We start from the raw sequence: 13,026 nt of genomic DNA, 5'->3' as shown, positions 1-13,026 counted from the left end.
TAGCAGTATGGAAAAAGCACTATGGATAGACAAATTTTGCACCGTTTACAGTGAGCTAGGTACTGATAATCTGGATTCGTTGTCTGCTATTTATCACTCCGAGGTGGAGTTTATTGACCCTATGCATAGAGTCTCGGGAAGAGAGTCGTTGTTAGCGTACTTTAAGCAGAGCTACCTTAATGTAATCTCTTGCCAGTTTATTATTACTGACGTGATTGCCGGTAATGATCAAGCGGCGGTGTACTGGACCATGACATTTAGCCACAACAAGCTCAACCGCCAGCAGCCTATCTCAATTGACGGTCACTCGCGCCTAGAAGAAAAAGATGGTTTGGTGATTTATCACCGGGACTATTTCGATGTGGGGGCGATGGTTTATCAACATATTCCAGTCGTCGGCACGCTGGTCAAGCTAATCAATAATCGGGTAGGTCAATGATGAGAGTAATGATTACTGGCTGTACATCAGGAATTGGAGAGAAACTGGCGATAACTTATGACCGTCAAGGTGCTGATGTTATCGCGTGTGGGCGAAACAGGGCAAAGCTGTCAGCTTTGGCTGAACAAGGGGAGCGTATTACGCCACTCTGTTTTGACTTAACCGAGGTTGATCATTACCCGTCTATTGATCAAGAGATCGACCTGCTTATTCTAAATGCCGGAGACTGTGAATATATTGACTCTCCTTTAGGCTTTGATGCCAAGCTATTTGAGCGAGTTATCAACATTAACCTTATCTCCATTGGCTACTGTTTGCAGGCTTGGTTAAATAACCTTAAACAGGGGGGAAGGTTGGTATTAATCAGCTCCAGCGCGGCCATTATTCCATTGCCAAGAGCGGAAGCTTATGGGGCATCGAAAGCGGCTTTAAGTTATTTAGCCAACACCTTATCCATAACCTTAAAACCCCATAATATTGGCGTTACCTTAGTTCAACCGGGCTTTGTAGACACGCCACTTACCGAAAGAAACACCTTTGCTATGCCGATGCTGATGGATAGTCACCAAGCGGCAAACAAAATCATGGCAGGAATAGAAAAGGGAAAAACTGAGATCAATTTCCCACTGCTGTTTGTATTTATCATGAAGCTGTTTCGTTTTTTACCTGCCAAGGTTTGGCAGCACGTTGCGACAAGGATGGCCTAAAAATGAAGAAAATTGCAATCATTGGAAGTGGTATATCTGGGCTGACTTGCGCCTACTTATTGAGCAAAAAACACCATGTAACTGTGTTTGAAAAAAATGATTATGTCGGTGGACATACGGCAACGGTTGATATTGTTCACAACCATAAAGAATACGCCATTGACACCGGTTTTATTGTGTTTAATGACCGAACTTACCCCAATTTCAACCGTTTGTTGCAACAGCTAGGAATAGAACGACAAGCCACAGAGATGAGCTTTAGTGTACACAATCGTGATAGTGGCTTTGAATATAATGGTCATGGCATAAATGCTCTGTTTGCTCAGAGAAGTAACTTGTTTAGTGTGCAATTTTGGCGCTTTATTGTTGAGATCATTCGATTTAACAAACTGTGCAAGCGGCTATACCAACAAGACAGTATTGATGAACAGCAAAAACTGGGACAGTTTTTAAATCAACATGGCTTTTCGGACTTTTTTAGTCAGCACTATATTTTGCCAATGGGAGCGGCGATATGGTCGACAAGTTTAAAAGAGATGGAAACGTTTGAGCTTAAGTTCTTTATTCAGTTTTTTTATAACCATGGATTACTCAATATTACTGACCGACCTCAATGGTACGTGGTTCCCGGAGGTTCAAGAAGTTATGTCAATAAAATCCTTTCTCATCTTAAGCAACCTGTTCAGCTAAAGAGTGACATTCGTGCGATAAAACGAACGGAACAAGGGGTGGTAATTGAGATGCAAGAGGGGGAAACGCAGCATTTTGATGAAGTGATTTTTTCTTGTCATTCTGATCAAGCGCTTGCCTTGCTGGCAGACCCAACTGACGAGGAGCAACAAATATTATCGGCGATTCCATTTAGTCGGAATGAGGTGGTATTGCATACGGATATCAATTTATTGCCGAAACGAAAACTGGCTTGGGCAAGCTGGAATTATATGTTGCACCAAGAGAACACGCGTCCCGCTTGCGTCACCTACAATATGAATATTCTTCAAGGGCTCAACGACAGCACTACTTTTTGTGTCACGTTAAATCAGAGTAGTGATATTGAACCAGATAAGGTGATTCGCCGTTTTGTTTATCACCACCCTGTACTTAACAGCCAGAGTGTTGCAGCACAAAAGCAGCGTGAGCAGATCTGTGGCAAAAACCAGACGCATTTTGTTGGCGCTTATTGGTACAACGGTTTTCATGAAGACGGTGTACGTAGCGCATTAGATGTAACTCAAAGGTTTGGAGTATCGTTATGAGCCAACCAGATGCAAGCAATGCAGATGTTACGGAAGGTGACTATAGCGGCATCTATATTGGTGATGTTCGTCATCGTCGCTTTGGCGCCGTTGAGCATAGCTTTAGTTATCCTATTTATATGATGGCGCTCGATCTTGATGAAGTACCAGTGGTGACTAGGCGTAGTGGTCTATTTGGAACCCATTGGTTTAACCCAATACGATTTTGTGAAAAAGATTATTTAAAAAGTGATCCTGGTGAACTGAAACAACGTATTGCCTTAAAAGTACAGTCGTTAGGAGAAGAGTGGCAGAGCTCAAATAGAGTCATCATGCTGGCACAGTGCCGATGCTTTGGTCTCTATTTTAGTCCGGTTAATTTTTACTTCTGCTACGACCAAAATGGTGATTATCAATGCATGCTGGCGGAAGTGAGCAATACGCCATGGAACGAGAGACACTACTATCTTGTTCGCGCTGAGAAAGGCGAAAAGGTGAAAAAGAACTTCCATGTGTCACCGTTTATGCAGATGGATATGACCTATCACTGGCGCATAACACCGCCCAGTGACAAAACCATTATCCATATTGAGAACCATAAAAATAACAAGGTGTTTGATGCCACGTTAGCGCTTAAAAAACGAGTCATCAATAGACGAAACTTAGCCAAAACACTGACGTCTCTGCCTTTTATGGCATTGAATATTGTTGTGGGGATTTACTGGCAGGCGATGAAGCTGTATTTGAAAAAAGTGCCATTTGTTCCTTACAAAAAAGGCTCCAACAGTGCAGGGAATGGGTAGCTAAGTAACAGACTAGTTTAGAAAACATTAATAAGGATATTGAGGTGTTTATGGGTCACATTGCCAAACGAAATCACGCTATTTCTTCTCAGGACATGTCTGCACAGAAACTCGCTGAACATGAATTATCTGCACAGGATCTAGCGGCAATCGATATGCCTTCCGCCAATCTCTTCTCTGCAAATGTTGTCCCTTTAAATGCAAAGACGCAGGGTGACGATAATCACGCTTATCAAATGATTAGCAGCAAAAACAGCGCTTATCGCCAAATGATCTTTAGCGTCCTTAAGCAGTTAAAAGACGCCAAATTAGAGGTGATTGAAGGAGATAACCGCACTTTGTTTGGCGACCGGTTGGCGACCTCATCAAGTGATGAACACTCTTGCTCAACGTTGATGGCAACCATCGTGGTACACGATGATAGCTTCTACAAAGATATTGTTTCTGGGGGAAGCATTGGTGCTGCTGAAGCCTATATTGATGGTAAGTGGTCATCCCCTCAGTTAACTCAGGTTATTCAGATTATGGCGCGTAATCAGTCTCAACTTGATGCACTAGACAGTAAAACTCGTTGGATAAATAAACTCAGTAATTTTTTACTGCAACGACGAAACAGCAACTCCAAGCAAGGATCAAAGCGCAATATATTAGCCCACTACGACATTGGTAATGAACTGTATCAAGGCTTCTTAGATCCTGCGATGCAATACTCCTCGGCCATTTATGCCAATGGCGCGTCAACACTTGAACAGGCCCAGCAACAGAAAATGGCCATTATTTGTCAAAGGTTGCAGTTGAATGAGACCGATCATGTGATTGAAATTGGTACAGGCTGGGGTGGGTTGGCTATTTATATGGCTCAAACCATCGGTTGCAAAGTGACCACGACCACGATTTCTGATAAGCAGCATGACTACACCCAGCAGCGGATTAAGCAACTGGGCCTTGAAGATCATATAACGCTGCTGAAACAAGATTATCGCGAGCTAACAGGACAATATGACAAGTTGGTATCAATAGAGATGATTGAGGCCGTGGGTCATGATTACCTTAATAGCTTTTTTACCACCTGTTCAACGTTATTAAAGCCAACCGGTAAGATGCTGATCCAGTCCATTACTATTGCAGATGCTCGATACGAGAAGTACCGCAAAAGTACCGATTTTATCCAAAAGTATATTTTTCCCGGCGGATGCTTGCCTTCGATTGCGGTTATTAGCCAGCAGATGGCAGAGAATACCGATATGGTGATAGAGCAGGTTGATGATATTGGTTTGCACTATGCTCGGACGCTACATGACTGGGATCAGCGTTTTATTAAGCATTGGCCGCAGCTAGAACAGCAGCAGAGTGATTCTACTAAGCCGCAATATGATCCTTCGCAGCGCGAATATAACCAAAGCTTTAAACGCTTGTGGCACTTCTATTTTTGTTACTGCGAAGGGGCATTTATAGAAAGAGTGATCAGCACTCATCATATAGTGGCGAGAAAACCTCGATTTGTGGGAGAAGAGCATGAAACGGTTTTGGATTATTAACCTAGTACTGTTTCAAGCAAGCTGGTTCAGTGCGGCATTTTTAACGGTCAATGCCAATATAATACTGGCCGCTTTGCTTGGCGTTCATTTCTTATTGTCGCCCTCAGCTAAAAAAGACTTGGCGGTATTACCACTGGCATTAATTGGTATAACGGTGGATGTTATCCATTTTAATATTGGCAGCTTCTCTAGCCAGTTAGGTGACTTTCCTCTCTGGTTGGCACTGCTCTGGTCACTGTTTGTGATCAGTTTCAACCACAGTTTGAGCTGGTTCGTGAACAAGCCTATCTGGTTGCTAATGGCGTTTGGTGCCGTTGGTGGGACAAGTAGCTACTGGGCGGGTATACAGGCAGGCGCTTTGCAGTCCGGCTTGCAGGATGCCACGCTCATTGCCTCACTTGCTCTCTCTTGGGGACTGCTATTTCCGTTATTGATTGTGAGTTATCGAACGTTCTCAACGTTTTTATCATCAAGAGGCGTTTTGAATACCGAGTACTGCAAAATGAATCATTCCAAAAACAACCACTCTTAAACGAATCACTCTGTGGTAGACAGAGGGAAAACAAACCACGAGGTGAGTTATGAACTGGCAATTTGTATCAATGCGACAAATATCGGCAGAGCCTGTTTTGATAAAGCCCGTTTTGGCAAAGCTTATTCTGGCGAAAGTGTGGCTATTCGTGCTGTTTTTTAGCCATAACCTGTCTGCCTCTCCGGTGGCTTTGCTGGACAAGCAGGGCGAAGGTGAGATGAACTATCTTTTTTGGACGTTGTATAAAGCGGAGTACTTTATCGAGCCGCAGCATGCGGTTAATGAACAGACATCCGCACTTCGTATTACCTATTACAAATCAATATCTAAGCAAGCTCTTATTGAAGCAACAGAAGATCAATGGCGAGAGCTTGGCTATAAACCGATGGATATTTTGTTGTGGCTAGAGCCGTTAAAACAAATCTGGCCAGATGTCAGCAAAGGAGATCAGCTTACTTTTGTTCAGCTAGCCAATGGTGCAGGGGAGTTTTACTTTGCTGACCAAGCCATTGGACGTATAGATGACAATGGATTTTCTTCCGCTTTTCTTTCGATTTGGTTGTCTGAGAACACCTCAGAGCCAGAGCTAAGAAGGCAACTATTAGGAGAGCTGCAATGATGAATACCATGAAACAGATAGTCATGACATTGGTGCTGATTACCCTAGTCGGTTGTGGCTCTGCCAGTTTGCAAGAACATAGCCAAATCAAACCTGAGTTAAAGTTGGAACAGTTTTTTGATGGCGAGTTGGTCGCATATGGTATGGTGTTAGACCGCTCAGGCAATTTGCTAAGACGGTTCGACGTGAAGTTGGTCGGTAGCTGGCAGGGCAATAAAGGCGAGTTAAAAGAGTGGTTTGTCTTTGATGATGGTGAAACTTCAACCCGAACGTGGTACTTAGAAAAAACCGCAGAAAATAACTACATTGGTACCGCTAGCGATGTTATTGGCACCGCAAAAGGAGAGACTAGTGGCTCTGCACTTTATTGGCGTTACCAGATGGAGATAGAGGTAGACTCGACCACTTATCAAGTCACCCTTGATGATTGGATGTTCCTGATGGATGAACACCGATTGTTCAATAAAACCGAGATGAGCAAATTCGGCTTTAAAGTGGGGGAGCTTATTTTGTACATCGAGAAACGACACGCTTCCAATGAGCATCTGTTTGCCAGTCAATGAGCCTTGGTAACAGTGAGTTATTCACACTGACAGATACTGTGATGCTCACACAACGTTTGCCACACCTGCTCCCCTGCAGGGTGTAACTTTGCTCGTGATCGATAAGCGTAAAGCTCGGTGATTGTGGATGCTTGTTGTTGCTGCAAAATGACAAGCTGTTTGGTTCGTAACTCTTCGGTTATGGCGTAATCAGGCAACCAGCCAATACCTTCTCCTCGTAAAACTAACGCTTTAACCAAGTCCGTCATTGCGGAAGAGAAAATTGGTCTTAAAGCGTACTGATTGCTTATTTCTCGGGTCAATCGCCCCATATAGCTGCTAGTTGAGTGCATAATCCAAGGAGATAGCTGATTTTTCGATAGCTGGTATTTAGCGGTTCCTTCTTCATTTAGTGCGGAAACACAATAGATTTTAGATTCCCCAATTTTATGAGCGAGATAGGGTTGAGAGTGGAGCTGGTCAATTTTATAGCTAAGTACGATATCACAAGCACTCTGTTGCAAAGTATTTACCGCATCATCAATGTCGATTGCACGTACATCAAGGATGACTTCTTTCTCTTCTGCAAATAGGTTAAATCGAAACTGCGGCAAAATATCCGTTGCAATGGAGTGTCCGGCCACGAGGCTAACCTTTTGATTTCCTAATACTGATAGATCATTTAGCCGCTCTAACTCATATTCTAACTGGATCATTAAACTGCGGGCGCTACTTCTAAATTCGCTGCCACTTTGTGTTAGGGCTATTGGGGTTTTATCTCTATCAAACAGTTGGCAGCCTACCGCACCTTCTAATGCTTGAATACGACGACTAAAAGTGGACTGAGTAACGTTTCTCTTTTGTGCGGCTTTAGAGAAGTTTCCGATCTCGGCAAGGGTAAGGAAGTCCTGCAACCATTTGGTCTCAATATTTAACATATAGGCGGCTCTAGTTAGATAAGGCTATGCAATTTATGCATCGTTATGCCAGTTATTTCATTTCTTGGCAACCGATTTTTTTGTTAGATTCTTGACTAACAAAGGAGTCGGTATGAATAAGAAGTTAGGTGTATTAGGGGGCATGGGCCCGATGGCAACAGTGGATTTTGTTAGACGAGTGGTTGAGAAAAGCCCAGCAAGCTCTGACCAAGAACATATGGCTATGATAATTTCGAATAATCCAGTTACACCTGACCGGACCGACTGCATCCTGAATAATGGCGAAGATCCGCTGAATACTATGCTCAATAACCTGATGAGTTTAAAAGAATCTGGCGCAACAAAGGTGGTGATTCCCTGCAATACTGCTCACTACTGGTTAGATAAGCTGGACAATAGCAATGTCTCATTTATCAGCATTATTGAGACGGTACTCAACGAAGCCAGAAGAAGAGAGATGACTCGAATTGGCGTTATGGCAACGGATGCTACTATTAAAACCGGCATATATGCCGATGCTATTGCGGCAAACGCAATGGAAGCAATGATTCCAACAGATAGCGAACAAAAGCGAGTGATGGAAGGAATATATGCGGTTAAAGCGGGAAATATAGCGAAAGGCAAAATGCTGATGGAACCCGTATTTGATCGGTTAATCGCACGGGGAGCACAAGGCGTTATCTTGGGTTGTACTGAAATTCCATTGGCATTTGATGATATGGAAGAGTACAAAAAAGCCATTTCGCTAGATTCTTTAGATCTACTTGCTGATCAATGTGTTAAATATTATTACCATGATAAGTAGCTTGAACTGCTTAGATAACATTTAGTTGTATAAAGGGTGAGAACTGCGGTTTTTGCCCTTTTTTATTCTGATCGTAAATAGTCAGTAGTTACAATTTACGGTCTCCTTTTGACTATCAGGTTAAAAAAGCGGTGGAAAAGGGGGGCGCCAAGTACAATCTGCGGCCATTATCAATTGGCGTATTCATATTCCCTCTACCGTTGCGGATGGATTTCAGTTTAATAATATTGAAAAATCTAAGTATGGTTACATTGAAGAGTTAACAGGAAAGGAAATATTTACTCGTGAACAGGATATTGCCGCATTCAATTTAAGAGATGAAGAAACAGCTAGCCTTTTAAAAGTGGATATCGATCAGGCGATGATTGAGTTGCGCGAAATTGTCTGTTTTGATGATGGCTCGCCATTTGAATACACGATCGCCGTTATCAATAGTGATTTGTTCAATATTCATCAGATTATCAGGCGAGAGTAGCCAGTTCTAATCTGCATTACGTTAGATCATTTTTGACCAAAGGTTTGTTATAGCAATGGAGCTGCTAACAGACTTCTGCCCCATTCGAAGTTACGCCTGATTAGCTTCTCAGTTCACTAACCCAACATTTGACTTACTTTTCCTCGTACCTGTAGTGTGTCTATAAGTATGCATAATCATTCGCTCTCTTACGAAAACGGAGATAGATTTAGTTGAATAACGATGAAAAATCTCATGATCTGTTTGATTTCATGGAACAAGCTAGTGCTGAGATGTCGTCTGAATATACGCGTATTCAGAGAAGAACCAAAGAGGACTCTGGTACGGCGGGTGACCAAGGAGAAGAAAATTGGGCTGAGTTGCTAGAGAATTGGTTGCCGTCAAATTTTCATATAGTGACCAAGGGAAGAATTATCGGTCATGACGGGAAAACAAGCCCGCAGATTGATGTGTTGGTATTGAAAAGTTCATATCCACGAAGATTATTATCGAAAAAACTATACTTAGCGGCTGGCGTTCTTGCCGCATTTGAATGTAAAAATACCTTGAAGGCAAATCATATAAAAGAAGCGGTTTGCACTAGTAAAATTGTTAAGTCACTTGCGGAAGTTAGGTCTGGGACGCCGTTCAAAGAGCTTCACTCTCCAATTATTTATGGTGTACTTGCTCATTCGCACTCATGGAAAGAGGCTAACTCTACTCCGATAAAGAATATCCAAAACAAGGTAACAGAAGAAGATAAACGACTTGTCACACATCCAAGCCAATCAATAGATCTGTTATGTGTTGCCGATTTGGGTACGTGGTCATTGTTTAAGTACACATATGTTGATATGGGAGAACCCAAGTATAACTCCGGTTTGAAAGGTACTCCTATGTCTGGATACGTTGGGTTTACAAATAAAACTAGTGGCCAAGGAGAAGGCTTTACGCCAATTGGTTCGTTGATATTTAATCTTTCTCAAAGGCTAGCGTGGGAAAGTCCTGAAATACGGTCGTTAGCCGATTATTACCGCTGCACAAACCTTTCAGGTGTTGGTGAAGGTTCTATGAGAAGTTGGAGCAGTGCTATTTATTCCAATTATGTACGAGAAAAGGTTGAAAGAGGTAATTACTCCGAATTCAAATCTTGGGATGAATGGGCGTCGCAGTTTTTCACTAGTTAACAAGTTGATGAATTTAGTCCTTACAGGGCTTTATAAGCTATTCAGTTAATTCAGAGTAATTAATGTTACCCGAAATACTTAGGCCTCCTGCAAGCCTAACTCACAATTGTCCAAAAACGAGTTAAAACTAAAATAAGTAGAAAATTTTATAAGGGAAATGCATCTAGTATTACTTCAACCGTACAGCTCATTTAGCACCAAGAACGTCTTATTTTAATCCAAAAAGAGCTGTACAAATCGATAGCTTAAGCCTTCGTATTCTCTCGTTTCGGCTGCGCTAGCTCTTCTTTTTTGTAGCTAGAAAGCAGCGTTAAGAGAAATAGGGCGATCTCGGTATTGGTGGCGTGATCCTCTGTTGAGTTATCTGCCACGGCACAAAGAATAAAGTCTTCTACTTGTTGATAAAATTCTGGATGGGTTTGATGGGTCATAGAGACCTCCATATGTAATTCATTAATTACCACAAATTTAGATATGCCAAAGTTACATATAAAATTGCCATGCATTGTATGTTTTACAAACGGTGTCCTAATCCCGACACTGGATTTTGCCAGTGCTTCGTTAGGGTATAAAAATGCAGAGTAGCGTGCAATAACAGTTTGGTTTGTTTCTTGAACGGCAAGAGAAGGAAATGCAAAGCAGTACTTGTTAGATGCATTTTCTTACAGACTTATTTTTGTATAATACTGAGCCGAGACAGTTGGCGTTTTTATCATAAAATTGTCTTAAAGTGTGAGTGCATATATGAGTGCTCTTGGTATAACTGTGTCTTGAATTAGTAGCTCTGTGTGCTACATGATATTTAATTAGGAGAATTATGAGTAAGTTGATTAATGTACCCTATATAAAGCAGCCAAAAGGTACAGCAAAATGCGGCGCTGCTTGTGCTGCGATGATTGTAAAACATTACAGTAACGTTCGAGTCGATTTGGATGATGTTTGGAATGCAATTTCTGACATAAGTCCTGAGCAGGGGAGGAAGTACTGTCGAACCTATAAAATAGGGGCTTACCTAACCTCCCAACATTTTGACTGTGTGACAGTTAGATATTCTTCGTTGAAAGACTTACTTGAGTTTTGTAATGTAAATGGAGTTGCCCCTATTATTAATCACAAGTCTTTTGATAATCCTACTGGAGGGCATTTTTCAGTTGTAAAAAACATTAGTGCGGGGAATGTCCTAATTAACGACCCAGAAAACAAAAAGAGAATCTCTGTGACTTTATCAGACTTAGAGCGAATGGCAATAAGGGGTGGTAAGTTGGATGAGGTCGGCGGAAACACAGCCATAATACCGATATTTGATAAATTTACTTTAACAACAAGAAAGTGCTTATCATGTGAAAATGAAATAAATACATCTTTCACTAATGCGATTAATTCTGCGTTTAAAAAAAATGTTGTTGAGGCCGAGTTATGTCAAAGCTGCGATGTATTCAATACTCTGAAATAACTATGAAGGACGGTTGAATGTTAAGTCTGATATACATGTTCTGGGTGCTGATTATATTTAATATCCTTGCTTCAATTTATCAAAGGAAAAAGATAATTAACGGAAAAGACAATGCGATACATGATGTACCATCGTCATTACAAGAAGATGTTAATAAGCAAATTGAGGATGGTTATAGGATTGTAGCTACAACGAAAGGTAGAGTAAGGTTGGTAAAAAAGCAGCGGAATCTTTTTTCATGGTTACTTGTTTTGGTTCTTCCCAATGTCACCTTTAATACATGCGTTTTGTGTAATGTATATGGTATTCAACTTAAGTTAAATAATGGCGAAATTGACTTATCAACGTTTTAACGAAAAATGGTTATTCTAATAAGGCATTTAATGCACCATTATACGCTTGGATGGAAAAAAGTATGGAAATTTTAACTAGACGTATTGATACAGACAGTATTGAAGATAAAGACATATTTGAGTCTTTGTTCAGAGAGTATTTATCAGGGTTTTCTATTGAGTTAGATGATACCGTAATTAGTCAACTGTTTGAATTACCTTACTTCTATGGATTTGTCAGTTTTGCGGAAAAAACACCCGCTGGTTTTGCGGTTTGCTTTGAATCATTCTCTACTTATCGAGCAAAAAAAATGATGAATATTCATGATTTTATGGTGTCGGAAAAGTTCCGAGGTAAAGGTGTAGGTATAGCACAACTTAATGGTATTGAACGGTATTGTCGTGATAATAGTTATCTCAAAATCACATTAGAAGTAGATGATGATAATGTTGCGGCTAAAAAACTATACAGTTCATGTAATTATGAGGACTACAGAGCAGTTTTGAAAGGTCAGCAACATTGGCAAAAGTATCTTGATTAGCACGTACATAGCAGACGGTTTAAGAGGGATTTGACAACGCTTGGTTATCGGGTTAGATGTTTAAACTAAAACAGTTTCAATAAGGTTGTAGCGTTGCTCACATCTACTGCTGTGTCAGGAAAATGGAGGAAGGATGAACCCGAGAGTAATTGAAGTCGTAGACTATCGATGTTCATGGATTGATGAGTTTAATCGAGAGAAAGTGTTGATTGAATCCGCTCTGAATCTAGACAATGTAGCAGCAATTCACCACATAGGTAGTACTTCAGTCAAAGGTCTTTGTGCCAAACCAATTATCGATATACTTATAGAAGTAAACTCACTAGAAGAAATGGATAATGAAAATTATTTGATGGAATCACTTGGATATAAAGTGAAAGGAGAATTTGGTATTGCTGGTAGGCGTTATTATCAAAAAGGTGGTATACAACGAAGCCACCAAGTTCATGTTTTTCTAGTTGGTTCTTCGGAAGTTAAAAGGCATATCGCTTTTCGGGATTATTTAACTACTTTTCCAGAAATTGCGTCGCTGTACGACAGTTTAAAGCGAGAAGGTGCTGAAATTTGTGATAATGATATTGATGCATATAGCACCCATAAAGAAAGCTTTATCAAAGAGCATGAGAAAAACGCACTAAGATGGAAATATACCTAATCTAAATATTTCAGTTAGAATCACAATGTTTGGCATTTTTCATCTTATTGTTAGTGACGCGGCAATAAGTATCAAAACATCGGAGGCAATACAATGTATGAGTTTTTAGTCGGTCTGGACGTTTCAAATAATGATATATACGGAGACTGTAATTTAATTTGTGTATCTGCTTATAATTAAGCCAGTCATGGCTAAGGATAAGCAACATGGATAAGAAAGCTCTAGAAGCATTTGCTCGTGAAGCC

Annotated in this window: 16 protein-coding genes; 14 read left to right on the top strand and 2 right to left on the bottom strand. The window is 40.9% G+C overall.

Going from position 1 to position 13,026, the window contains the following annotated elements; all coding sequences use genetic code 11:
* Nucleotides 1-7 precede the first annotated feature (7 nt).
* The 8 genes from F0227_RS03580 to F0227_RS03545 all read left to right on the top strand — a co-directional run bounded on the left by F0227_RS03580 (nucleotide 8) and on the right by F0227_RS03545 (nucleotide 6,436).
* Complete coding sequence (locus tag F0227_RS03580; protein ID WP_171751798.1) at nucleotides 8-439, top strand: nuclear transport factor 2 family protein; 432 nt, start codon at nucleotides 8-10, stop codon at nucleotides 437-439.
* Entirely contained in the window at nucleotides 439-1,146 is a 708-nt protein-coding gene (locus F0227_RS03575; RefSeq protein ID WP_171751912.1) for an SDR family NAD(P)-dependent oxidoreductase, read from the top strand. The genes F0227_RS03580 and F0227_RS03575 overlap by 1 nt, the downstream gene beginning before the upstream one ends.
* A gap of 2 nt (nucleotides 1,147-1,148) precedes the next feature.
* On the top strand, nucleotides 1,149-2,402 hold the full coding sequence (locus F0227_RS03570) for an FAD-dependent oxidoreductase (protein ID WP_171751797.1): 1,254 nt from the start codon (nucleotides 1,149-1,151) through the stop codon (nucleotides 2,400-2,402).
* A complete protein-coding gene (locus F0227_RS03565; protein ID WP_171751796.1) occupies nucleotides 2,399-3,184 on the top strand; it encodes a DUF1365 domain-containing protein in 786 nt (261 codons plus the stop codon). Before F0227_RS03570 ends, F0227_RS03565 begins: the two co-directional genes overlap by 4 nt.
* Before the next feature lie 236 nt (nucleotides 3,185-3,420).
* Nucleotides 3,421-4,722, top strand: a complete 1,302-nt coding sequence (locus F0227_RS03560) for a cyclopropane-fatty-acyl-phospholipid synthase family protein (RefSeq protein ID WP_171751911.1) — start codon at nucleotides 3,421-3,423, stop codon at nucleotides 4,720-4,722.
* On the top strand, nucleotides 4,700-5,254 hold the full coding sequence (locus tag F0227_RS03555; RefSeq protein ID WP_171751795.1) for a DUF2878 domain-containing protein: 555 nt from the start codon (nucleotides 4,700-4,702) through the stop codon (nucleotides 5,252-5,254). Before F0227_RS03560 ends, F0227_RS03555 begins: the two co-directional genes overlap by 23 nt.
* 49 nt (nucleotides 5,255-5,303) lie before the next feature.
* Complete coding sequence (locus F0227_RS03550; protein ID WP_253822022.1) at nucleotides 5,304-5,873, top strand: chalcone isomerase family protein; 570 nt, start codon at nucleotides 5,304-5,306, stop codon at nucleotides 5,871-5,873.
* Nucleotides 5,873-6,436, top strand: coding sequence for a DUF3833 domain-containing protein (locus F0227_RS03545; protein ID WP_171751909.1), 564 nt, complete (start codon nucleotides 5,873-5,875; stop codon nucleotides 6,434-6,436). The genes F0227_RS03550 and F0227_RS03545 overlap by 1 nt, the downstream gene beginning before the upstream one ends.
* 17 nt (nucleotides 6,437-6,453) lie before the next feature.
* Here the strand turns inward: F0227_RS03545 and F0227_RS03540 are convergent, their stop codons facing one another.
* Entirely contained in the window at nucleotides 6,454-7,353 is a 900-nt protein-coding gene (locus tag F0227_RS03540) for a LysR family transcriptional regulator (protein ID WP_171751794.1), read from the bottom strand.
* Between the two features lie 112 nt (nucleotides 7,354-7,465).
* On the opposite strand from F0227_RS03540, the gene F0227_RS03535 reads away from it, so the two are divergent.
* The 3 genes from F0227_RS03535 (at nucleotide 7,466) to F0227_RS03525 (ending at nucleotide 9,799) form a co-directional block, all read left to right on the top strand.
* Complete coding sequence (locus F0227_RS03535) at nucleotides 7,466-8,158, top strand: amino acid racemase (protein ID WP_171751793.1); 693 nt, start codon at nucleotides 7,466-7,468, stop codon at nucleotides 8,156-8,158.
* A 166-nt stretch (nucleotides 8,159-8,324) separates the two neighbouring features.
* Nucleotides 8,325-8,633 carry a UTRA domain-containing protein gene (locus tag F0227_RS21900; protein WP_345775794.1) on the top strand — a complete coding sequence of 103 codons (309 nt, stop codon included), beginning with the start codon at nucleotides 8,325-8,327 and terminating at the stop codon, nucleotides 8,631-8,633.
* Nucleotides 8,634-8,845: 212 nt separating this feature from the next.
* Nucleotides 8,846-9,799 (top strand): DUF6602 domain-containing protein, encoded by a 954-nt coding sequence (locus tag F0227_RS03525; protein WP_216613321.1) that lies wholly within the window; start codon nucleotides 8,846-8,848, stop codon nucleotides 9,797-9,799.
* A 245-nt stretch (nucleotides 9,800-10,044) separates the two neighbouring features.
* On the opposite strand, the gene F0227_RS03520 is transcribed toward F0227_RS03525, so the two are convergent.
* A complete protein-coding gene (locus tag F0227_RS03520; protein WP_171751792.1) occupies nucleotides 10,045-10,230 on the bottom strand; it encodes a hypothetical protein in 186 nt (61 codons plus the stop codon).
* A gap of 386 nt (nucleotides 10,231-10,616) precedes the next feature.
* Between F0227_RS03520 and F0227_RS03515 the strand changes: the two genes are divergently transcribed.
* The 3 genes from F0227_RS03515 (at nucleotide 10,617) to F0227_RS03505 (ending at nucleotide 12,781) form a co-directional block, all read left to right on the top strand.
* Nucleotides 10,617-11,252, top strand: coding sequence for a cysteine peptidase family C39 domain-containing protein (locus F0227_RS03515; protein WP_171751791.1), 636 nt, complete (start codon nucleotides 10,617-10,619; stop codon nucleotides 11,250-11,252).
* 415 nt (nucleotides 11,253-11,667) lie between these two features.
* The gene (locus tag F0227_RS03510) at nucleotides 11,668-12,126 is read left to right on the top strand and encodes a GNAT family N-acetyltransferase (RefSeq protein ID WP_171751790.1); all 459 of its coding nucleotides are present in this window, start codon (nucleotides 11,668-11,670) and stop codon (nucleotides 12,124-12,126) included.
* 133 nt (nucleotides 12,127-12,259) lie between these two features.
* A complete protein-coding gene (locus F0227_RS03505) occupies nucleotides 12,260-12,781 on the top strand; it encodes a GrpB family protein (protein ID WP_171751789.1) in 522 nt (173 codons plus the stop codon).
* Nucleotides 12,782-13,026 lie beyond the last annotated feature (245 nt).

This window comes from Vibrio sp. 99-8-1 (genome assembly GCF_013114595.1).
GTDB lineage: Bacteria > Pseudomonadota > Gammaproteobacteria > Enterobacterales > Vibrionaceae > Vibrio.
The sequence above is the reverse complement of the archived record's forward strand: the minus strand, read 5'-3'. Positions and strand labels throughout refer to the sequence as shown.